15 protein-coding genes are annotated in these 22,763 nt (G+C 46.3%); 1 reads left to right on the forward strand and 14 read right to left on the reverse strand.

All coding sequences use genetic code 11. The features are described from left to right. Positions 1 to 18: 18 nt before the first annotated feature. The 12 genes from MUG84_RS12930 to MUG84_RS12985 form a co-directional block, all read right to left on the reverse strand. Positions 19 to 1,380, reverse strand: a complete 1,362-nt coding sequence (locus MUG84_RS12930; RefSeq protein WP_244725419.1) for an ABC transporter substrate-binding protein — start codon at positions 1,378 to 1,380, stop codon at positions 19 to 21. Positions 1,381 to 1,662: 282 nt separating this feature from the next. Continuing rightward, the gene (locus MUG84_RS12935) at positions 1,663 to 3,432 is read right to left on the reverse strand and encodes a right-handed parallel beta-helix repeat-containing protein (RefSeq protein WP_244725420.1); all 1,770 of its coding nucleotides are present in this window, start codon (positions 3,430 to 3,432) and stop codon (positions 1,663 to 1,665) included. 43 nt (positions 3,433 to 3,475) lie between these two features. Then, positions 3,476 to 4,441 carry a carbohydrate ABC transporter permease gene (locus MUG84_RS12940; protein ID WP_244725421.1) on the reverse strand — a complete coding sequence of 322 codons (966 nt, stop codon included), beginning with the start codon at positions 4,439 to 4,441 and terminating at the stop codon, positions 3,476 to 3,478. A 15-nt stretch (positions 4,442 to 4,456) separates the two neighbouring features. Further along, positions 4,457 to 5,329 (reverse strand): carbohydrate ABC transporter permease, encoded by an 873-nt coding sequence (locus MUG84_RS12945; RefSeq protein ID WP_244725422.1) that lies wholly within the window; start codon positions 5,327 to 5,329, stop codon positions 4,457 to 4,459. 1 nt (position 5,330) lies between these two features. Further along, positions 5,331 to 7,691, reverse strand: coding sequence for a DUF5696 domain-containing protein (locus MUG84_RS12950; RefSeq protein ID WP_244725490.1), 2,361 nt, complete (start codon positions 7,689 to 7,691; stop codon positions 5,331 to 5,333). Continuing rightward, positions 7,691 to 9,805 carry a YIP1 family protein gene (locus MUG84_RS12955; RefSeq protein WP_244725424.1) on the reverse strand — a complete coding sequence of 705 codons (2,115 nt, stop codon included), beginning with the start codon at positions 9,803 to 9,805 and terminating at the stop codon, positions 7,691 to 7,693. Before MUG84_RS12955 ends, MUG84_RS12950 begins: the two co-directional genes overlap by 1 nt. A 24-nt stretch (positions 9,806 to 9,829) precedes the next feature. Further along, a complete protein-coding gene (locus tag MUG84_RS12960) occupies positions 9,830 to 10,744 on the reverse strand; it encodes a carbohydrate ABC transporter permease (RefSeq protein WP_244725425.1) in 915 nt (304 codons plus the stop codon). Continuing rightward, a complete protein-coding gene (locus MUG84_RS12965) occupies positions 10,744 to 11,733 on the reverse strand; it encodes a carbohydrate ABC transporter permease (RefSeq protein WP_425313212.1) in 990 nt (329 codons plus the stop codon). The genes MUG84_RS12960 and MUG84_RS12965 overlap by 1 nt, the downstream gene beginning before the upstream one ends. Then, the gene (locus tag MUG84_RS12970; RefSeq protein ID WP_244725426.1) at positions 11,723 to 14,689 is read right to left on the reverse strand and encodes an extracellular solute-binding protein; all 2,967 of its coding nucleotides are present in this window, start codon (positions 14,687 to 14,689) and stop codon (positions 11,723 to 11,725) included. The genes MUG84_RS12965 and MUG84_RS12970 overlap by 11 nt, the downstream gene beginning before the upstream one ends. A gap of 15 nt (positions 14,690 to 14,704) precedes the next feature. Then, the gene (locus MUG84_RS12975) at positions 14,705 to 15,823 is read right to left on the reverse strand and encodes an ABC transporter ATP-binding protein (RefSeq protein WP_244725427.1); all 1,119 of its coding nucleotides are present in this window, start codon (positions 15,821 to 15,823) and stop codon (positions 14,705 to 14,707) included. Between the two features lie 46 nt (positions 15,824 to 15,869). Next, positions 15,870 to 16,637, reverse strand: a complete 768-nt coding sequence (locus MUG84_RS12980; protein WP_244725429.1) for a hypothetical protein — start codon at positions 16,635 to 16,637, stop codon at positions 15,870 to 15,872. Between the two features lie 119 nt (positions 16,638 to 16,756). Further along, positions 16,757 to 18,085, reverse strand: coding sequence for an ABC transporter substrate-binding protein (locus MUG84_RS12985; RefSeq protein ID WP_244725430.1), 1,329 nt, complete (start codon positions 18,083 to 18,085; stop codon positions 16,757 to 16,759). A gap of 231 nt (positions 18,086 to 18,316) precedes the next feature. Between MUG84_RS12985 and MUG84_RS12990 the strand changes: the two genes are divergently transcribed. Beyond that, entirely contained in the window at positions 18,317 to 19,153 is an 837-nt protein-coding gene (locus MUG84_RS12990; protein WP_244725431.1) for a helix-turn-helix transcriptional regulator, read from the forward strand. A gap of 160 nt (positions 19,154 to 19,313) precedes the next feature. On the opposite strand, the gene MUG84_RS12995 is transcribed toward MUG84_RS12990, so the two are convergent. Then, positions 19,314 to 20,642 carry an ABC transporter substrate-binding protein gene (locus tag MUG84_RS12995; RefSeq protein WP_244725432.1) on the reverse strand — a complete coding sequence of 443 codons (1,329 nt, stop codon included), beginning with the start codon at positions 20,640 to 20,642 and terminating at the stop codon, positions 19,314 to 19,316. A 444-nt stretch (positions 20,643 to 21,086) separates the two neighbouring features. Beyond that, positions 21,087 to 22,727: a ThuA domain-containing protein gene (locus MUG84_RS13000; protein WP_244725434.1), complete on the reverse strand. Its 1,641-nt coding sequence runs from the start codon at positions 22,725 to 22,727 to the stop codon at positions 21,087 to 21,089. Between the last annotated feature and the right edge of the window lie 36 nt (positions 22,728 to 22,763).

Here is a 22,763-nt window from a genome sequence, read left to right on the forward strand (position 1 = left end):
TCAAATGTTTCGGTCAGCTTATTTTTTTTCCATTTCCTTGATCAATGTTCTAGCCATTTCGTCCAACTTTCTTAAATGGGTATTGATATCGACATGGTCATAAATCAAATCTTCCATGTGTTCGATAACGGTTTTGCCGAATATATCCTCTTCGACCTGAGTTCGATTCGGATGGAAATCCATCTTAAACAAAGCCTCGTAGTTTATGCCTTCGAACTTCGGATCAGGCTTGATTTGCTGCCGTACCTCAGGCGACTTCAGAACCAAGGAAGAAATATCTTTCCCTTGATATCTTTGAATCGTATATTCATCGGACAGTAAATAATCAATGACCTGGAATGCCTCGTCTTTATGTTCGCTGAACGAAGTCACCCCCAGAAAATAAGCAAGCCCGCCCGGAACTTTCCCTGGATTCTCATCCCAAGTCGGATAATTGACCATATCCCAATTCATCTTGGCATCACTCAACTGTCCGCCATTAAACCAGAGCGGCAGCATTGCAATATTGCGTTCGTCGACAAAGCGGGAATAAATATATTCACGGTATTTCTCGCGGGGAGGCAAATTACCTGGAATTTCGTACACTTGTTTCACGACTTCAAAAAACGATTTCCAGCGGTCATCTGTTAGAAACGTCGGCTCTTTCGTATCCGGATCAATCACGGGAATATGCTGCGACATTGTATTGAAACTGTCCCATCCCCACTGCAGTCCGTAATATTTGACCCCGCCAATTTCTCCAGTAACTTTTTTGGCCAGATCGACGATATCATTGTACGTTATGCCGTCTTGCGGATAAGGCACGCCGAATTTATCAAAAATGTCTTTATTGTAATGCAGTGCATAACGGTCGACGATAAAAGGCAAAAAGTCTATTCCCCCGCCGGACTCGACTTTGACTCGATCGATCAATCCAGGATTGAAGCGGTCAATGTCGTAATTGTGCGTTTTGATTAAATCGCTCATGTCGTACAAAACTTCCTGTTTTTCGAGTGCTGTTTTATGTCCCATATGCGCAAAGTACAAATCAGGCAGTTTTTTGGCGGCAAAAAGCTCCTCCAAATCCTTCTCCGTTGGCATGATGTTGTATCGTTCCAGTTTGATGTTCGGAAATTTGGTTTCCACCGGTTTTTTCCAATCTTTCTCCCATGATTCATCGTCTGCCCAGTTGATCATCGTCAAGGTGACAAGTTTTTGCGCTTCTTCCGGTTTTTGCTGATCTTTCGACTCTTGCGGCTGATCTTCATTGGTATTAACAGACGGCTCGGCCTGGTTATTTTCGGCCACTTTATCCTCGGATTGGCTGCAGCCTGCAAGAAGCGATACGAGAACAGTAAAAATAAGAATAATTAAATAACCTTTTCTTTTTACAGTTGTCATCTAACGATGCTCCTTTGTACATAGATTGGAGAGAACCTACTGGGATCATGACCTTTCAACGGCAAAATAGACAGCGTTTACAAAACAACCGTACACGATCGGTATACTGGCACTCGACATCGAATTATATTCACATATCGAATCACCCCCTTATCCGCAAAATACTCTGATGACAATTGCACAATTCATAAGCGTGAACCGATACGGGGCTTCTTCGAAGCCCCGGTTTCATAGGTTCCTGTAGAAAAGGCCGGGAGTTGACTTTGCGGACAATACACCCCGTCAGACCACAAGAAGTTCTACTGACGGACTTTCTATTAATGAAACTTCTTCCCGCGGCATACCATGCAGTTCGACGCATTGCATGCTGTCATTGCCTTCGAAGCGATTTCCGCCGATTTCCGCATTGCTGCAAGCGTGAAGGCGGACGAACGATAGGGTATGATCCTGTTCCAAGGCTACGATGCGGTTTCGGCTAAACCGCACATGGCGGGTGCTCTTAGCATCCATTGCACGATTGCCGATTGTCTCGAATGTATTGTCTTCAATGACAATATGCTCATGCACGGGCGTTTCATGGGACGTGTCCGTGTTCTCCGGATGAATCCAGATCACGGGATCGGCGGCGCTTCCGCATTGGAGAAACGTATTGCCGCGAATCGTCACATCTTGCGCCCTGCCGGATTCGAACCAGCTTCCCGCATCGTTTGCGATTAGAATACCGCTCATTCGCATACGCTCGAATACGTTGTTTTCAATGGTCACCTTTCTCCGCGTCGTTACTAGAATGCCGCGTGTCGGAATGCGCGCGAAACGATTGCCGCGAATCTCCACCTCCGGCGTCCATGTGACGTTCTCTACAACATCGTTAGTCTCGATATGCTCCGGCGCCGGCCGCTCCAGGGTCAGCAGCATTTCCCGCGGATTCAATAACCGGGCCTCCTTGACGGTATTGCTGTCATATGCAAGCAATGTGCTTTCACGCACGAATTCAATCTCGTCACCGGGGAAAAACGCCTCAAAGCCGAACGTCTGGCCATGCATGAACCGGACAACCAACTGAGCCGGCGCAGGCTTGCCGACAATTCGCAAGTGCGTGCCGTGAACATTGATCGGATCGTCATGGGCTCCCTCGAACAAGCTGTCTTGAATTGTGATTCGCCCACGGCAGCCGGAGAGATGAAGGAAGTCTGCGAATGCCGCCGCCGTTCGTCCAGAGTCGGGACGAGGCGCCAACGTCATTTGGTCGAAAACGAGATTTTCGCTGAATTGACCGACGATACCGAGCCCATGCATATAATGCATGCTAACTTGCTTGAAGATTACATTACTGCTTCGGGCAATGAATGCGCCGACCTGATCCCGGATGCCGTCCCGCATTTGGAACGTCTGCCCGACAGATGCGCCCTGCCTCCGGTCAAAATGAAAGCGAAGCCGGTTCGGCGCAAGCTCCTCAACCTTCACGGCGATCGAAACCGGATTCGTTACGCGCCACGTTGAATTGTTCGCCGGATCGTACAGCTGCGCCAGGCCATTTGTGAACCGCCAACCCAATCCGATCCAATACAGACGATCCTTCTCCAATTCGTATCGGCTGTCCGGGTGAACGCGAACGTCCATCGTTCGCTCTTCGACAACTTCAACCGTCATTTCCGCCATAGTCGGATGCGCATAGTCGGTGTTCAAGTTACGGATTTCGATGTCACTGCAGCTGATTACAGCGAGCAACGTCATTTTTCCGTGAAACATCAATAACGACCCATTGCCTTCAATCGTTAAGTGATTCAGTCCTTGTAGAAGCAGACCGAAGGTTTTCGTATTGTCCGGGTTTTCTTCTTCCGTTGTCGTATTCGATATGCAGCATAGAGCCTGATCGGCATGATCCGGGTACAAATCGTATCGTCCATGAGGAAATTCGATCACAACGGGTTCATTCACTGCGGCGGCCGCAGCAATGGCTAGCCGAATGGACGATACGGCATCCTCCCCGGAATCGGGCCTTGCACCGTAATCGGTTACTCGAATGACTTTTGCCTCTTTCGGTTGTTGCATCGACGATCAGTTCCTTTCTTGGAAGCTCCGGATTCATAGGTTCCTATTCAACCAAACCGGTACGCTCGACACTCTCGACAAAATAGCGCTGCGCGAACAAGTAGATCAGCAGCGGCGGCAAAATAACAAGGAAGCTTGCGCCCATCTTGATCGGTTCGGCCAAAAATTCCGGAAACCCGCCTTCTTGAATAAACGCCGTCAAGTTCCGATCGATATAGGAGATTTTCAGCGCCAGAGGCATATTGTCACTTGCTCCGAGGAACATTCGCGGATAATACGTATCATTCCACGTCCATACGAATGAAAACAAGAACACGACAAGTATAGCCGGCTTGGCCAAAGGAAACATTACACGGGCATAAAACTTCAATGCATTGGCACCGTCAATACGTGCCGCTTCTTCCAATGCCTTCGGTTGCGTCAAGAAAAACTGGCGGAAAATGATGACAAATAAAGCACCCTTCACCCCGAAACCGAACACGGAAGGCAAGATCAGCGTCAGCAGATGCCCGTTCAATCCAAGCTCCGTATATGCCATAATTGTCGGCAAAATGATGACTTGCGGTGGAATGATGAATGCCGATATGACAAGGAAAAAAGCCGTTTTTTTGAATGGAACGTCAAGTCTTGCGAGCGCATAACCCGCAAGTCCGCACGCGATGCAATGCAGCACTGCCGCCGTTACTGCGATAAACAAACTGACGGCAAGCGACTTCGGATAATCAAGCAGCTTCCATGCTTCGGCGACATGGCCCAAATAGATGGAAGATGGAATCCACATCACGGTCGGATCGATCAAATCTTTGATGCTCATAACCATCTTCACGAGCATTTTAATAATCGGGTTCATATAAATGTAAGAAGTTATGATTAATACGGAATACAATGCCAATTTAAAAATAAGACCTTGATTGATTTCTCTGCCAAGCACCATATACCGAATTTTGCTCAATCTGCGTTTCGTCGTCCATTTTTGTTTGACGCGCGTTGCTAAATTCGCTTTCAACATTTGCTTCTTCCCCCCTTATCCTCGATCTGATTTGGCATATTTCCGATTTATTCTGCCATAGAGCAAAATGACGAATCCAAGGAATGCAAGAATAATCAAGAAATAAATCCATGCCATCGCGCTGTTATAGCCGTAATTGCCCGTACTGATTAGCGTAATAACAGGGTTGGACGGGAAAGTAAACATATCCACTACCGTATAAATCAGGTTCAGCAAAATAAACGGCGACATCGCTGGAAGCGTTATTTTCCAGAACACTTCCCATGGCGTTGCACCATCAATGCGAGCAGATTCGTAGGCAGAGCTCGAAATCGTCTGAAGTCCGGCAATAAACAATAAAATTTGCACTCCGGAATACCATAAGACCAGAACAAAATGATTCATGACTTGTTTCACCGGTTTTGCCCATGAATTATCCCCAAGGAACATATCGATATAACCGCCAACATTATACCGTTCGAGGAAACTGAGGTTTCCTTCACCTTGATTCATAAACGACATTAAGACGGCGCCTGTAGAGAATATAACCGGCAAGAAAAAAATCGCACGGAATACAAATCGTCCAGGAAGCTTCTGATTCAGCATGATCGCGATCATTAAGGCAAAAATAACGATAACCGGCACCATGATGACGACTTCTTGGAAATAAGGAATCAATTGATCGTATAAAGCCGAGCTGTTGAATAAGATTTCCTGATAATATTTCAAGCCGACAAAATCGTAAACGATTCTTTTCGGCAAAATCTTAACTTGATGAAAGCTCATATATAGCGAGAAGAGAAGCGGAAATCCTAAAAAAGCGATAAATCCGATCAACCACGGCGCCATAAACAGCGTTCCTTCCAGCTTGCGGGACGTTCTGGCGGAAAGTATCCGTTTTCCTGCCATGTTACGCACCTCCCTGGTTGACGATGTAATTTTTCGCTTCGACAACATGGCTGCCGACAGTAACCTTCTTATTGTTATAATTCACAATAATTTGTTTGCCGTTGCTGTATGTCGTTTCATAAACCCCGCTCATCAATTCACGATGCCCCGTAATGAACTTATCCTGTACATCGCCGAGCGCTTCTTCGTAATTCTTATATTGCGATTCCATCTCTTGAATCCAGTCTCTATAATTTGTGCTGTAAAATTGTTGTAAGTTTAATGATTTTAGCAATTCCTCGGACTGAGCATAGGTTACGACGAAAGACGGGACAGCGCCATATTCTATGCCTTTCAAGAAGGCCTCCCTGTAATCATCGCTCAAGTTGGCGTAATTGAACGAATAAGTTGTTAGGCCATGAAGCGCGATTTGCACAAAAGGGACTACGCGATCGACAAACAAATCATAAGAATAGGTGGATGGCAGGTTATCCAAATGATTTATATATTGCAATGTATACTCGTTGCCTCTTGCAACTTGCACATCACCGAGCGCCTCTTTCGTTTGCTCAAACAACCGGACCTGAATTTCCTTGGATTGCTCCCTGGTCGACAAATAATTTTCGTTATAGTCGGTATTTAAGAAGCTTCCAATCCCATATCCGAGGAGGTAACCGTTGATTCCAAGCGACTTCGCTTCCTCCAAATCGTCTACAAAAACTTTCTCCATAAACCTTGGACTGACAACCGTCCCGATAATGGAGGAGCCCAGATCACGAAGACCGTCCCTGTTTTTTCGGAATCCATCCTTGCTGCCGCTATTAAAGGTATAGGAAGAAGCGTCAAGGTACACCGATAGGCCTTTTGAATTCGCATACTCGGCAAACTTCTTCATCCCTTCGTTGCCGCCTAGTTTGTTTGGAACAGGGAAAGCGCCACCGTATTCGCTATAGCCGTCGTTTTGCCACCCGAGATAGGAAATGTCCATATCTTTTACGCCAACCGCGAGCAAGTCATTTACGATCTTGGTGGCCTCTTCCGTTGTTGTCAGCGGCAAATAAGAATCCCATAAAAATCCGTCTTCCGTATCGCCGCCAAGCAGATGAAGCTGGAGCTTCAACTTGGCATTCGTCAACGGCTTCATTCCGTATTCCTGCATCAAATGCGCACGATAGCGCTCAGCGAGCGTAACGTAACTGATCTCTTGGTTATTTTGTTCATCGATGAAATAATAACGGGTCGCCCGATCCGACTTCGTAATCTCCGTACTATAAGTCAAGTAGCCGTTAAGCTTCTTCGTATCGGTCGGCTGGAAAAACTTAAACCGGTATTGGTACTCGGGCGTCACCCAGTTGTATTGGCTGAACGATCCTGAAGGCGCCGCAACAATGTTTGCATACTCCCCGCCTTCGGTAACGACGCCGAGTACCGCTTGTTTATTCGATTTCAATCCGAAAACCGGCAATGAAACCGGATTGCGGTCGGACATCGTGTTGCGGTTGCTGTATGCCAAGTCATCGCCATATATGCGTTCCGAATATAGGTTCTGCGTACCCGTACGATGCTTTTTAAAGTCGAGCAGCGCACCCGGACCGTCCGGTACGAACAAGAAGCCGTCCTCATTGTCCGACGTCTGCGCGTCCAAAAACGGGAATAAACGAATGGACGCCAGTCTGGCCTTCGGATCCTTCTCACCTTTCGGGTACACCTTTTCATCGACCAAGCCGTCCGCCAATATTTTCGTTTCGACGAAATCTTCGCCGAGCTTCACTTCTACCGGAATAATGAAGCCGATATCCGGCATCTCATAACGGATTTTGAAACCGTCGTCCGTTTTTTCAAACCCGGTGACCGTCCCTCCTTGCGCATTAAAGTTCGATTCGATAAGCAAATCTTTGCGTGTATTGAACTCCAAATAACGGAACATAAAAGGAGAGCCAAGATGAACTTTCCATGCATCTGTATTCAGCTTATCCTGCCAATTTTGCGAGTTAGGAAAAGAACGCCATATTTCCCCTGTTTGTTTGCTTGTTACCGTAAAGTGTCCGGAGGTTGGGTCGGCTTTAAGCTGTAGCCTATTATTCTCGGCAATGGGCTGGAACCGAGTTTCGTCCGGCAAGCTTCCACTCGGTTTGGAAGCCGAAGCTACGCGAACGCTGGACTTTGCCTTTGCGTTCTGATCCACAGAATCGGACTTTGCCTTTGCGTTCTGATCCGCAGAATCGGACTTTGCCTTTGCGTTCTGATCCACTGAATCAGACTTTGCCTTTGCGTTCTGATCCACAGAATCGGACTTTGCATAGATGAAGCTGCCGAGCAACGACGCGGATAAGATGCCGATCACAACGATTATTGGCAGTTTTCTGGAGCGAAACAAGCGCATCACATCGACACCTCCTGATAAATGGTATAAACGAAGCTGAAAAATTCAGAAGACAATCCGATCAAGATGAATATTACGACCCATAAGATAATCATCGTTAAGACCGTAAGCAAAATGTTGACTACCGTTTCTCCGACACCATAGTTTTGCAGCGCCTGGATATTCCAGAAAAATAATAGTCCGCACCACAACATCATTCCTGTCCCGATTGAGCCATAAATCGACATTTCGCTAAGCGTAAATATATTCGAGAGGGCTGCCAGCGGTAGCCCCAGCAATATAACCGGGAATAACGAATATGAGCTTCCAACGAATACGTCCTTAAACCGCGCTTCACCTTGCCGGATGGAACCGATCAAATAATTGCAAACGACCCATGACAGCCACGTTGCCAGGAAGATCGTCAGCGTAGACGTCGAACCTTTGGCATAAACCGGAACCGGATTGAATGTAAAGCTCGTATAATACGATTTCACAAGAATCGTTCCGATCGTTAACAATAAAATGATGATGGCGCTCGTATAACCGCCTTTACTCAGAAAACGCAAATCGGTAAAGCCATCTAGCGGATGCTTCAAAATATAAAACACATGCTTCGCCTGCTGGTACCATATCTTTCGTTTCAGCCTGCTCATTTTCGGGATGACGCGGAACTTGAATTTTTTCTTCAGGAAAGTGAAGAACCATATCAAGATAACCGTGATAATCACGCTGTTAGCCAATGTGGAGAAGTTTGCTTGGAACCATTGCAAACGAAGTTGCCAGAATGAATCGGAGTATCCTTCACCATCGCCTGCAAGCTTAAACAATTCCCTCGAACGCTCATATTCGCCGCGAAAAAATGCAGCCTGCGCGAGTCCTTCATAGGCTGGAGAGAAGTGCGCGTTCAACTTCAGTACGTTTTCCCAATGTTTCTCCGCCTCCGAATATTTCCCTTCCTGCATTAGCCTGTAAGCTTCATGAACGGCTGCGCCAAACTCGGTTGGTTCATACACCTGGATGAGACCAAGCGCTTCGTCCAAAATATAAAGACGATTTTTCGAATTGGTTTCTACCGCAACCGGAGCAGTCGTCAATCCGACAAGCGATTTTCCAACGACGGAACGTCCATTCCAATAGAACAGTAACGATCCGTTTGAATCATATTGGGAAATGATGTTCCGCGATTTATCAATAATCGCCACGTTGCCGTTGCTGTCCACGGAAGCGTCCGTAATCTCTGCAACCGGTATGTCATCCTTTTTGTCCAGGTCGGAGAAAGATCTCATATTTTTGTTGAACTCGATATCTTTCCATACGTTCTCTCCCCGAATGTTCATTTTTTTGATTTGCTCTGTTTTGGAACCGGAAACCGTGTAGATGAAGCCTCGCTCATCGATATCGATGTTGCGGATCGTAACGGGCAGCAATCGAACTTGCCGGCTTAACTGCTCCTTCGTATAAAACTGTCTGCGAATGATATCCATTGCAGTGACTTCCGTTTTATTCGTTCCGAAAAACTTATCGAATTTGCCTTCCGGGTTGAATTGGACGATGCCATTATAGCTTCCTTTGGATACGACGTATATAAATCCGCGTTTGTCGACAACCATATTCGTCGGCTCGTAAACAAACGCTTCATTCACATACCGTGATTCCGGACGGCCTATTTCTCTGATCCATTCGCCATGGCTGTTCAATTGGACAACCCGCTTGTTTCCTGTATCGGCGATATAGATATCTCCGTTCTCGGCAACAAATACGCCTTGCGGCTGCTTCAGCGGACTCTTAGGCACGGTGATGATCTTGACGAGCTCGCCTTGCTCATTGAGATGAACAATTCGATTGTTGTCCGTATCGGCAATATAGATATCATCGTCAGGAGCAATAAATAGATCCTGCGGCCTCTGCAGCGTTGTATACTGGGTCTCGCCCTTATCGCCCACGATTGGAATCTCCTGCGCCAGAACGCCTGCCGGAGAATAGGCGGGTTGAGTCGATATATTACGTCCGTAGCTATTTTTCGTAAACGTTCGATAAGGCACATCGGCGATCGCTTCCATCGGGAATGCCGTCAAAGAAATTAGACAGACGAGCCAAAGCGAACATATCCATTTGCCAAGATTTTTATGCATGGCATAACCTCCGTTCTCCTCTGCTTATTTAATCCCCGAATGCGCCATCGTCGCGATGACTTTTCGCTGGGAGACGATAAATACGACCAGAGACGGGATAAACATGATCAATGCCCCAGCTGCAGCAGCTCCCTGTCTGGCTACAGAGTTCGCAAGACCTGATGTCAATGTGCTCATATAGAAAGGCAGCGTTTTCATCGCGTCTTCCTGCATGAACAAGGTTGATGTCTCCGTATTTCCCCACGCGGATTGAAAAGCGAGAATGGAAATCGTTGCAATTGCCGGCTGGACGAGCGGGATCACAATACGCATAAAAATGGTGAATTCTCGCGCGCCGTCAATTTTAGCTGCTTCCATTAAGTCGTTCGGGATCTGGTCCATGAACTGTTTCAACAGGAAAACACCGACCGGCAAGGCGACCAACGGCAGCACGTGGCCAAGATATGTATTCATGATGCCAAGGCTTTGGATCACGATAAAACGTGGAATCGCAACCGCCTCCGTTGCGAAAAGCAAAGCCAGCATGATTAGACCCAATACGATTTTCGATCCTGGAAACGGATGCTTGGATAGCGGATAAGCGCACATCGCACTTGTGACGACCATCGCAACGGTAGAAAGAAATGTGACCACAATGCTGTTAAAAATATACCGGGATACCGGGACAATGGTGGATTCAGACAAGGCAAGCAATTCCGCAAAATTGCTAGTGGTTGGCTCCCTGACAATAAAAGTCGGCGGGAATAGAAACAGCTCATGCAACGGCTTGAACGCATGATTGAAAAGGTATACAAGCGGAAGCAGCATGAATGCTGCAAGCGGCAACAGTAAAATGGCGATCCAGATCTGCGCTCGCTCAAGCAATCTTATCGCGAGCACGAAATCTTCCCACTTGACGGTTAATCTTCGCTTGACCACAATCAAACGAGATTCCTGCATTATTCATCCTCCTTCGGCGCAAATAAAAAGCCAAAAAATTTACTGAGCACGTAACACAACAGAAGAACGAAGATGGATATAGCACTGGCATAACCAAGCTCAAACCGGATAAATCCATAGTCGCTGATATGATCGAGCAATAACTGACCGGCATAATTCGGCGTCGGGTTGCTGCCTGACAATTGAACTCCAATACCGCCGGATTTAATCGTATGAACGATCGACATGATTGCTGCGAACATCATCTGCGGTTTCATCATCGGCACCGTAATATACCATACTTCCTGCAGACGGCTTGATATCCCGTCAATTTTACCCGCTTCGTACAATTGTTTGTCCACATTGAGAATACCGGCCAAAATGGCCAGGAATCCAATCCCCATTGAGGACCATATTGAGATGACGATCATAATGTTCAGCAAATAATCTTGATCGATCAATAAATAGACTGGCTTATCGATAATGCCCCACTTGAGCAAAAAGCTGTTAATATAACCGGAGCGATCACCGGTAAACATGACCGTCCATACGACGGTCATCGCAACACCGGCGGACAACGACGGCGCGTACATTGCAAGCGCATACCAGGTACGCAGCGTACTGGGCAGCTGGGAGATTAGCCAAGCAAGCAAAAAGGCAAGAATGTAGCCAACCGGTCCTACGAATACCGCGAATTTGAACGAGTTCGGCAGCACATGCTGCAAAAATACAACATCTTGCGAGAACAGGTTCTGATAGTTAAGCCAGCCGCGCCAAGTTGGGAAGTCGAAAGCGTTAAAATAGGTGAAACTGAGCAGAACGCCGGCAACAACAGGAATCAGAATAAAAATGATGAACATCGCCATAAAAGGAAATATAAAAGCATAGGAGAGACGGTATTTCCACATTTCTGTCATCAAACCATGGATTCGCTGCGAAACGCTTGACTTCGTTCCAACTGCAGGAGCGCTGCTCTGCTTATCGGAAAGGGCTGTGGCATTACCTGTCAATTAAGTTCACTCCTTTCCATGGTTCTGAAATTGTTTCAATATCCAGTTTTTTCAACACATGCCCTTCCGCATCGATATAATTAAACTCTTGCTGCTTGCGTTTCATCTCACGATTGATTTCTTTAACCGCTTGTTCTAGGGCAATCCGTGGATTTTCTTGATCAATGGCTACTTTGTTCCAGGCAAATCCAATCTCACGATTGGTCATATATCCGCCGGGAACGTTCGGATATTCTTTAATCCATTGCCATTGTTTGAGAATGACATCGAGATCTTCCTGCTTCCAAGGCATGTTTGCGAATGCTTGAACATTGGCCGAGTTCCAGCGGAACGTCTCACCGCGATATTGTTCCAGGTTCAGACCAAATTCCGTTTGTATGTCATCGGACATATACCATTTCATGAATTCCCAAGCGAGATCACGTTTTTCTGTGGGTGTATCGTTGAACAAAACGTTTGCCGTTGGCGCTCCGCCTGCAGCCCACCTGGCAATCGTGCCGTCCGATTGTTTCGTGCCGGGAATCGGCGCAATCGCCCACTCGTTCATAATTTCCGGCGCCGCGACAAGCAATTGCATATAAGTATTGAAATCTCCGATCCCGATCGGCAATGTGCCGTCTCTGAATTGTTGATAGAAACTATTGACTTGACGCTCCAGTCCGAAGACATTGAACAAGTCCGTCCATTGTTTGAATGCTTCAAATGCTTGTGGCTCGCTTAATGCGCTCGAAAGTCCATCCTTCGTATACAGCTCTACACCCTTCTGGAAGAAAAAGAATGAGTAGTTGTCTGGCGGCACATAGAAGTTGGCTTCGTTCTGAAGCAGTGTTGGCAGCATTTTATACACGTCATCCCAAGTTTGCGGAACGGTCAAACCAAGCTGCTGCAAAATGTCTTTTCGATAGAACATGATATTAAAGTTGTTCGTTTCCGGAATACCATAAATCCCGCCATTATAGCGGTAAGGCTGCATAATGCCTGGATGGAATTTATTGATGAGCTGCTGCGAGTCCGGGAACTTCGAAAAGTCGTAAATCGCGTCCCGTAATGCATAATCAAATATCGATCCGCTGGGCACCCCAATCGCGATATCGGGCAAAATGCCCGCCGCCTTGCCAAGAACGATCAGATCGGCAGACTGGATCAAGTTGATCCGAACTTTAATGCCGTGCTCCGGCGTAAATTGTTCATTGGCCAGCTGCTGCAGCTCGTCAACGTAGTCTCGGCCTTTGAACATCCAGATGTTAAGCTCATCGTCAGATTGCTGATCGAGCTGGTTTTTATTTGTAAACGAATAAAATGTCGTTTCAACCATATTCCACGACTTCTCGAAGAAGTTAGATTCCATTCTGGGCAACTTCGCTTTCGGCTCCGAAACAAAGATTCGATCGATCTGAAACGGCGTATCCATCAAATCTTTGCGCTGCATCTCGATCTTCTCTTGCAGTGTCCCGATAGTCAATTGACTATATGGGATCTCGTTTGGGTCTTTGAGTAAATCTTCCAAATCCTTTGCGCTCGTTTTAAATATTTGCGATACATTGTCGGTCACCTTATTAATGGCCAGCATTTGATCCGTCAATTGAGCAAATTGCGTCTTCATCGTGTCCAGCCTTTCCTTCATTCCAGGTATATCTTTATCGATGTTCCACACCCGGTAAGGGTCATTGCTGTTTCCTGTAGCAATGCGCAGCTCTCTGGCGATATCGCGCAGCTCCTTGGAGATTTGGTCAATTTGAAGGATAATCGGTACGTATGGCTCATATGTCGATTCCATCTTGATCGAATGCTTTCCTTTGGTGAAATAAAACTCATAAGGCTTCCCATCCGGATTTTCTAGGGTGATTCCTTTCCAATCGCTGCTGTAGGGAAACTGAACGTTTTTCATTTCTTGAAAAGGAATTTTTCCATCGATATAAATATTGCGGAATACGGACAAATTTTTATGTAAGCTTTGTTTTGCGCGCAAGGTCAAATGGTAGACGCCGTCTTTCGGCGCTTCGAATTCCCAAGTTATCGCTTGACCGCCCTTATTCCATCCCGTGCCGCCAATCGTATTGTAACGAACCAAATCGAGCGATTCCGGCTCCGTTAGCGGACTGCGATCGTACGTAGTTTGAATGGAAGATGAGTTTTTATAACTGAACTGCTCGCCCTCAATTGCAATGACATTTTTGTTTCCGTTTGCAGAAACGTCAGGATACAATTTTTTCACATCTTCGTAAGCAGGCAAGGCTGCCTTCGCTTGTAGACGGAATGATTTCACGGCGACCGGCTCACGAACCGATTCGATACGAATCGTGTTCTTCCCTTTATTCAAATGCCATAGCAGCGGCTGGCTATACGCTCCTTCCGAATCACGAAAAGATGTCGTTTTCCAACTTGTCTCCTCACGGATCAAGGAACGCAGCTGATTGCCGGCATCATCGTATTTCTCCGCTCCCGCTTCAGCAAACTGCCTCTCCAGAGCAATGGAATGAGCTTCACGAAACGGGAAATCTCCATTGATCTGGACACTCATCATAACCGATTGCCGGTGTCCCCCGTCGGCTTGAATATACGGAAAATATTCAGTTTCTATTTCATAAATTCCCTCTTTCTCCGCATTTACTTCGTACTCCACCCAACCTTTAGGCTTAGACCATAAAAGAACGTTGTCTTCACCTTGATAGGAGCCGACAGAAACTTCAGCATCATCCGACTTCCTACTAAAAGATCTTGCTTCAATCCGGATTTCTTGGGCTCCAGCTGGAACGTTGTCATGTTCCCATTTGTTCGCCATTGAATAGAAATAGGGCTCGCGAGTCGAAACATCTTGAATAACCGTATTTTCACTGCCCTGATCGGCAGCTTTTTGCTCACCTCGCGCATGATCCGATAACACTGGGACACCTATTAGGGCAACAGCTAAGATAAGGAGTAACAATCGCCCAACCGTACGAATTCCCCTCTTCATTATTCGCGCCCCCCGTTACTCTGTTAATAAAATCCCTGTATCTTTATGGAAAAACAACGCCTTGTTCATGTCCACGGCCACGGAAGTTTTCATTCCGTCATCAAAGTGATAACGGGGGTGCGCCCTGGCAACTAGATTTTTCTCCATTCCAATATTCATATGATAATAGCGGTCCGAACCGACAAATTCACTTAATTCCATCGTTCCGTTGATGATGGAATGCGGGTACGCTTCCAACATGATCTGTTCAAAGCTGATATTTTCCGGACGGGCACCCAATATGATCTTTTTATCGACCAAATTCTGGCGTCTTAATGTATAAGCTTGTTTCTCGGTTAGCTTCAATGCGAAACGCTTCGTCTGGAATTCGAGTCCTCCATCATGCTCTTCCAATCTTCCATGAATAAAGTTCATCGGAGGATTGCCGATAAAATTGGCAACGAACAAATTTGCCGGTTGATTATATATTTTCTCGGGCGTATCCACTTGCTGTACGATCCCTTTCTCCATCACGACAATGCGATCTCCCATCGTCATCGCTTCAATCTGATCGTGCGTAACATAAATCGTCGTTACGCCGATTTTTTTGTGTAGTCTAATAATTTCCGAACGCATCTGCACGCGCAGCTTCGCATCCAGGTTGGAGAGAGGCTCGTCCATCAGAAACGCCTGAGGCGTGCGGACGATTGCCCTACCAAGCGCAACCCGCTGGCGCTGACCGCCAGACAGCTCCCTAGGCTTGCGATCCAGGAAGTTCTCAATTTCTAGTACGCGTGCGGCACGTTTAACAGATTGCTCAATTTCATGCTTTGGAAGCTTTCTCATCTGTAAGCCAAAAGCAATATTTTCGTAGACCGACATATTTGGATAAAGCGCATAGTTCTGAAAAACCATCGAAATGTCGCGGTCTTTGGGCGGCATATCGTTCACAATCGTATCGCCGATATAAATTTCGCCTTCCGAAATATCCTCGAGTCCCGCAAGCATTCGCAAGGTGGTCGACTTTCCGCAGCCTGAAGAACCAACAAAGACGAGAAATTCCCTGTCCTCTACTTCCAGGTTGAAATCTTTCACCGCGTATTCTTTAAATTTTCCGTAACGTTTATGAACATGATCAAAACAAATTCTCGACAATGAGTGTTCCTCCCTTGCTTTTTTGTATACTCCCATATCGTCATGATCAAAATGTTTGTTTGGTTTGACATAGCTGCTGCATGAAGGCCAGTTGTATTACACCGCTAACAACTGCGCATACCGGTATAGCAGCCATGACGGCAACCGGACTCCATGCCCAGTGCAGCAATAAGCTAATCGTACCCGATGCAATGAACAACACGGCTACGAGACCAAACGTCTTGAAGCTTGAAGCTTGAACATAGCGACGGCTTTGACGAAAAGCTGCATCGACATTCAACCGATCGATAACGATACAATATTCCAGATAAATATACCTAATCCGAAGAATCACAAATATAACGAGGGAAAGGAATAAACCAATGGCGTTAAATAACGCAACCAGAAGAGTTGTCAAAGCAGTTTTGGCTGCCGTAAAAATCAGAAATATGAAGATGAAGCGGACCCAGTGACTTTTCCCGTCTTTCATAAATTGTCGCAATGAATTCGGCTGCCCTAGGGTAGCATTACGCAGGGAGGCAATATATCCGCCTTGGGCAAAGACCGTGGCAAGCAGCATGGTCAGCACAACAATCCATGCGCTTGCCGGAACTGCCCCCCCCATAAACTGCAGTTGGTTAACGAATTGCGGGATATTGCTGACATAACTAACTGATGGAATCCCCATCTCAAGTATAAGACGATAGGATAATGACGGTGTGCCGATAAAACCAACGATCATTAGTCCCGCGATAAATGAAAGTCCATCCAATACGATCGGGTATATCAACAACAGCGGATTTCTGAATAGCAAGCCAAGTAATTGATTCAGCATGATGATGACCTCCGGGCAAAGCTTTGGATTGCATGATGCAAGCTCGGTTTTTAATGCGAACGTCTCTTGCGATTCTTCGAACTTTAAGGGCTGCCGGTGAAGCCGGGCAGCCCTTATTATTATTGCTGCTTCTCAGATAGCACCTTATTAATTTCCTCTTCCGCTTCTCGCAAAGCCGTGTTCAGATCTTTTCCAGCCAAATATTCGTCGAATTTTTTATTCGCTATTCCCATGCCGTCTCCGTTGAATGGAGAAAATACAGGCGCTGGGGCAGGTTTGCTTTTGAAGACGCCGGCGATATTTTTCCCTTTCATAAAAGGGTTGTCGGCGCCAAAAGCATTCTGAACTTCCGGACTTGTCAGAGCCGTTACGCGCAATGTCTTCGATGCACTTAGCTTCTGAACTTCATCGGATGTGATGACGCTGATCGCTTTCATCGCTTCATCCGGATGTTCGGACGTGCTATTGATCGTCAGAATGTGCGCGTCAACCATGCCGTATGTATTCTCATGCCCCGGAAAGCTTGGATATTGGACAACATCCCAGTTCGTAAATCCTTCCGCAGACATTTGCATTAAATTAGGGAATATGTTAAAGCCTGCAAACATCGCACCTGTCTTGTCCAAGAATGCCCATGCCTTATCTTTCTCATTGCCCGGAATTTTGTAAATATTGTACGCAGTTTGAAATACTTGCTTCCACTGATCGTTATTGATGCTGGCTTTATTCGTCTTCGCATCAATCGTAGTGATGCCGTAAGGGAAAGATAACCGCTCCAGATGCTCCGGACTTAGACCGCTAAATTGCGTACCGTCAATTTTTCCTGTAACTTTTTTGGCAAGATCCGTTACTTCATTCCACGTCATTCCGTCTGTCGGATAAGAAACGCCAAATTTATCGAAAATCTCTTTGTTATAATACAGCGCATTCAACTGCATAGAAAAAGGCAATCCGTATAACTCGCCATTATCCGATACGTTTCGAATCGTATCCAGAACGACCGGTTCGAAACGATTAATATCCACGCCTTCTTTCTCAATATACGGAGTAATGTCCTGGAACATTTCAAATCGCTTCACAGAAGGCATGGCGCCGTTCCAGATCAACATCATGTCCGGCGTATTTTTCGCGGCGATCAGCTCTTCCAGTCCCGCTCCTTCCGGTCCTTTGAACAATTCTACGTTAATGTTCGGATACTTCGCTTTGACTGGGTCAGTGAACAGAAGCTTGAAGTCTTCTTCGTTAATCCCTACTGAAATTGGCATAACTGTAAGTGTAACCGGTTTCAAATCTTCTGCCGGAGTCTCTTTTTTCGTTGCAGCATCCTTGTCGGTTGTTTGCTCTTTATCGTTTGTATTGCTGGACGATTGCTTTGAGTCATCTGAATTGGAACAAGCAGTAAGGATTAAGAACATCACGATCAGAAGAATGGATAATGTCTTTTTCATAGGAACACCCCTAGTTTAAATTGATCATTCACAAGACAACATGCTCTAAAAGTGATATCATACAGAATTGAAAACGCTGTCAAAACAACGCTATCTTCATCGAACTGAGGACTCACCTTCTTTTCAAAGTAGTTTAGGAACTTAATGTCAGTATATTCGAAGAATTAATAAAGATAAATTATATTATTTTGTTTATTATAGAACTATATTGTCCACTAAGGAGTGTCGCCGATGTTGTTTAGAAATGCATTTATTCCGATTCCCTCCGAGCACCCCTTTTTTTGTTTGCCTGAATCTGTTGGATGGTATGGTCAGTGGCCGGATCATTTTGTGGGACGCGACAAGGGATCGTGGAATACATTTAGCATTCATGTCGTCGTTGACGGGAAAGGGTATGTGGATGTTGACGAACGTCAGTACGCGCTGGTCAAAGGAGATTGTTATCTTTATTTCCCGAACCAGCGCCAATTGTACTATAGCAGCAAAGATGATCCGTGGGAACTGAGATGGGTGCATTTTTACGGAGGACCTGAGTTAAAGCAATTTCTGATTGATCGGGGTTTTCACCGCTCGTCTTTATGGACGCTAAAAGATATGAGCTCATTTGAACAGCTCTATCATGATCTGCTCACGGAAGCTGAGAAACATGAAGCTCTTCATTACAGCCGATTGTCTCATTTAACCTATGGAATTATTGCGGAGTTTGTAAGCAATGCAATCCCGTTAACAACAAATAAAGGAACGGAGGTAGCAGACAGGCTGCTCAAGCTGCTACCGCAAATTCAGAGACAAGCTCATCTTCCTTTTACACTTGAGGAATGGGCAGAGAAAGCGGAGATTAGCCAATTTTACTTCTGCAGACTGTTTCGCAAATTGACCCAGCTTACTCCGCTGGAATTCGTTACCTTATGCAGATTACAATTGGCGAAGCAATTGCTGATCGAGAAAAAGGATTGGTCGATCAAACGAATCGCGATCGAGTCGGGTTATATCAATCCGAATTATTTTAACAAAAAGTTTCTGGCCCATGAAGGGATGACACCGACCCAATACAGGGAGAGTCATTAGGCAGACGGCGCCAAGAATAATGCGTTTCTGAGCATCTTGTCATGAGAAAATGACCGGACAACCACAGGTCCGGTCATTTTTGTTTACGGTCTCGCCGATGGATTATAATTCCTTGCCGCTGACGGCATCGACGTATGTGGAGACGCTGCCCCCTTGAACATTATTGCTGCTTCTCAGCAAGCATCTTATTAATTTCCTCTTCTGCTTCTCGCAAAGCCGTATTCAAATCTTTACCTGCCAAATACTCTTTGAACTTTTTATCCGCGATCCCTATGCCGTCGCCATCGTATGGAGAAAATACAGGAGCCGGTGCAGGTTTGCTCTTGAATATGCTGGCGATATTTTTGTCCTTAATATAAGGGTTTTCGACGCCGAATGCATTTTGGACATCCGGATTGGTCAGAGCCGTTACGCGCATCGTCTTCGAAGCGCTGAGCTTCTGAACTTCATCGGATGTGATCACGCTGATCGCTTTCATCGCTTCATCCGGGTGTTCGCACGTACTGTTGATTGTCAGGATGTGCGCGTCAACCATGCCGTATGTATTCTCGTGGCCTGGGTAGCTAGGGTATTGAACAACATCCCAATTCGTGAATCCTTCTTCGGACATTTTCACCAGGTCAGGGAAAACGTTCATACCGGCAAGCATCGCGTTGGTCTTACCTAAGAAACCGAAAGCTACATCTTCTCCGTTGCCTGGAATTTTATAAATATTATATGCCGTTTGAAAAACTTGCTTCCATTGATCGTTATTGACGCTTGCTTTATTCGTCTTGGCGTCAACAGACACGATGCCTAGTGGGAAGGACAATCGCGCCACATTCCCTGCTTCAAGGCCGCCGTATTGCGTTTCATCTACTTTGCCGGTTACTTTCTTCGCGAGTTCCGTGACTTGATCCCATGTCATTCCGTCTGTCGGATAAGAAACGCCGAATTTATCGAAAATATCCTTGTTGTAATAAAGCGCATTCAATTGCATTGCAAATGGCAGTCCGTATAATTCGCCTTTGTCCGATACGCTTCGGATCGTATCCAGAACAACCGGTTCAAAACGATTAATATCCACGCCTTCTGTCTCAATATACGGAGTAATATCCTGGAACATTTCATATCGCTTCACAGAAGGCATGGCGCCGTTCCAGATCAACATCATGTCCGGCGTATTTTTCGCAGCGATCAGCTCTTCCAGTCCCGCTCCTTCCGGACCTTTGAACAATTCTACGGTAATGTTCGGATACTTCGCTTTGACTGGGTCAGTGAACAGAAGCTTGAAATCTTCTTCGCTAATTCCTACCGCAATTGGCATAACTGTAAGTGTAACCGGTTTCAAATCTTCTGCCGGAGTCTCTTTTTTCATTGCAGCATTCTTGTCGGTTGTTTGCTCTTTATCGTTTGTATTACTGGACGATTGCTTTGAGTCATCTGAATTGGAACAAGCAGTAAGGATTAAGAACATCACGATCAGAAGAATGGATAATGTCTTTTTCACAGGAACACCCCTAGTTTAAATTGGTCATTCACAAGACTACATGCTCAAAACGTGATCTCATGCAGAATTGATAGCGCTGTCAAAACAACTCTATCCTCATCGAACTAAGGACTCACCTTCTTCCCGAAGTGGTTTGGAACGATACTGTCAGTATATTCGAAGAATTAATGAAGATAAATTACATTATTTTGTTTATTTTAGAACTATATTGCCCACCAAGGAGTGTCGCCGATGTTGTTTTTTTGTTTGCCTGAAACTGCTGTCTGGGAAAATCTTGAGTAACGAGAAAATGACCGGACCAACTGCAGGTCCCGGTCATTTTTGTTATACGGTCTTGCCCTACTAAGAACAATCTTAACTATCTTCCCGATGCATATAGAACAAAATTGTGGGGTGCTATGGTGCTATACCACGAAAGCTTCCTGTTACCGCACTAAAGCTCGATCACAGCACCTCAGGTGTAACGCTTCGTCCTAACTCCGAGCTCTGCGAGGCGGCTTCCAAGATGCTGACGACACGCAGCGCTTGTTCGGGCTTTACGATCAGTTCCTCGCCCATCAGCAAATGGTCGGCGACATTCCAATAATATTTTTTCCAATCCGCTCCAAACATCCGTTCAATCTTGCTGTACTGGCGAACGCCGTTCACCATGCTGGTCAAATAAATTTCATCCTTCGAGTTCATCTCGATGCTGCCTTGGGTGCCGAGAATTTGCCATTTCGGCCGGTTGACCGCTGCAATAGATGACAGCATGATGTCGACCGTCACTCCGTTTTTGAATTTGACATTTATTTTGCCGTGATCTTCATTCGTTACTGCATGCCACACTCTTTTCTGGAAGTCCCCCATCAGCTGAGTCATTTCGGATGGGATCAAATTCAGAATCCAGTCAATGATATGCGCGCCCCAATCGTACATAATACCGCCGCTGACGGCTTTGTCGGAGCGCCATTGAAAGCCTGGCTGATGGTAGCCTACGGACGAGTAGTCGATGTGGAACACGTCACCGATTAATCTTTTGTTCAGCAGCTCGCGGATCGTCATATAGTCGTCGTCCCAGCGCCGGCAATGAAAGACGGACAGCATGACCCCTTGCTCCCGCGCCTTCTGAATTAAATCTTTTCCTTCGGCAACCGTCAGGCAAAACGGTTTTTCCATCACGACATGCTTACCGGATTCAAGACACTTCATTGCCAGCGGTGCATGCAGATTATGCGGCAAAATGTTGACGACAAGATCCACTTCATCCATAGCCAGCATATCATCAAGATTGGTAAAATACCCTTTCAAACCGGGAAGCTGCTCCTTAGCTGCCGCTATTCTGTCAGGCGAAGCGTCGCAAACCGCAATCACTTCCATGCCTTCGGTTTGACCGATCCAGCTTGCATGCCCGGCCCCCATATTAAACGTCGATCCGAACCCGAGCAAACCGCAGCGGATCTTTTCGGACTGTTTCTCTTCCCCGGCGCTCCAACGGATTGCGCGCAGCAGCATTTTCTGAAATTCCGGATGGATCCAGGCTCTTAAATCATGGCCATTCGCCAAATAGGCGACCCGGCCTTGGCCGTATGATTTGGTATACGCGAGCGGCAGCTTCCTGCCCTGCCAGTTCGTTTCCGCAAGAACCGTCACTGTGGATGGATCGTAGCTATGCAGATGATACATTTCGTCCGTGATCGTAAACGACTCCATCCTTGTCGTGACGGGATGATCGGTGTTCACGATTTCTACTTTAAAGCTGTGATGGTCAGGATGCGTCAAAAACTCGCAACCCAGCATATCGATATACCGGCGACTGCCTCTGAAGCTGTCCGCTGCGGAATGAACGCCGACAAATCCGCCACCGCTCTCGATGAAATCAAGCAGCCCACGCTCGCGTTCCGGCGTCAGCTCGTCAGCAAATCCGGTCGTGTAAACGACAACGGCGGCGTATTTCCCTTCGGGCAGACGAACTAGCATATCGAGGTCGGAAGTGGTCTCCAGACAATAACCTTCCTTGGAATCTATCAAATTACCTAGTAGTTCCCCAGCCGCCTTCGTCGGGTGAAATTCAGGACCACCGTACACATACAATATTTTTTTCAAGTTACTAACCTCCTAGAATTGAAGCCTTCCATATTT

Source organism: Paenibacillus mangrovi (genome assembly GCF_022898935.1).
GTDB lineage: Bacteria > Bacillota > Bacilli > Paenibacillales > Paenibacillaceae > Paenibacillus_AQ > Paenibacillus_AQ mangrovi.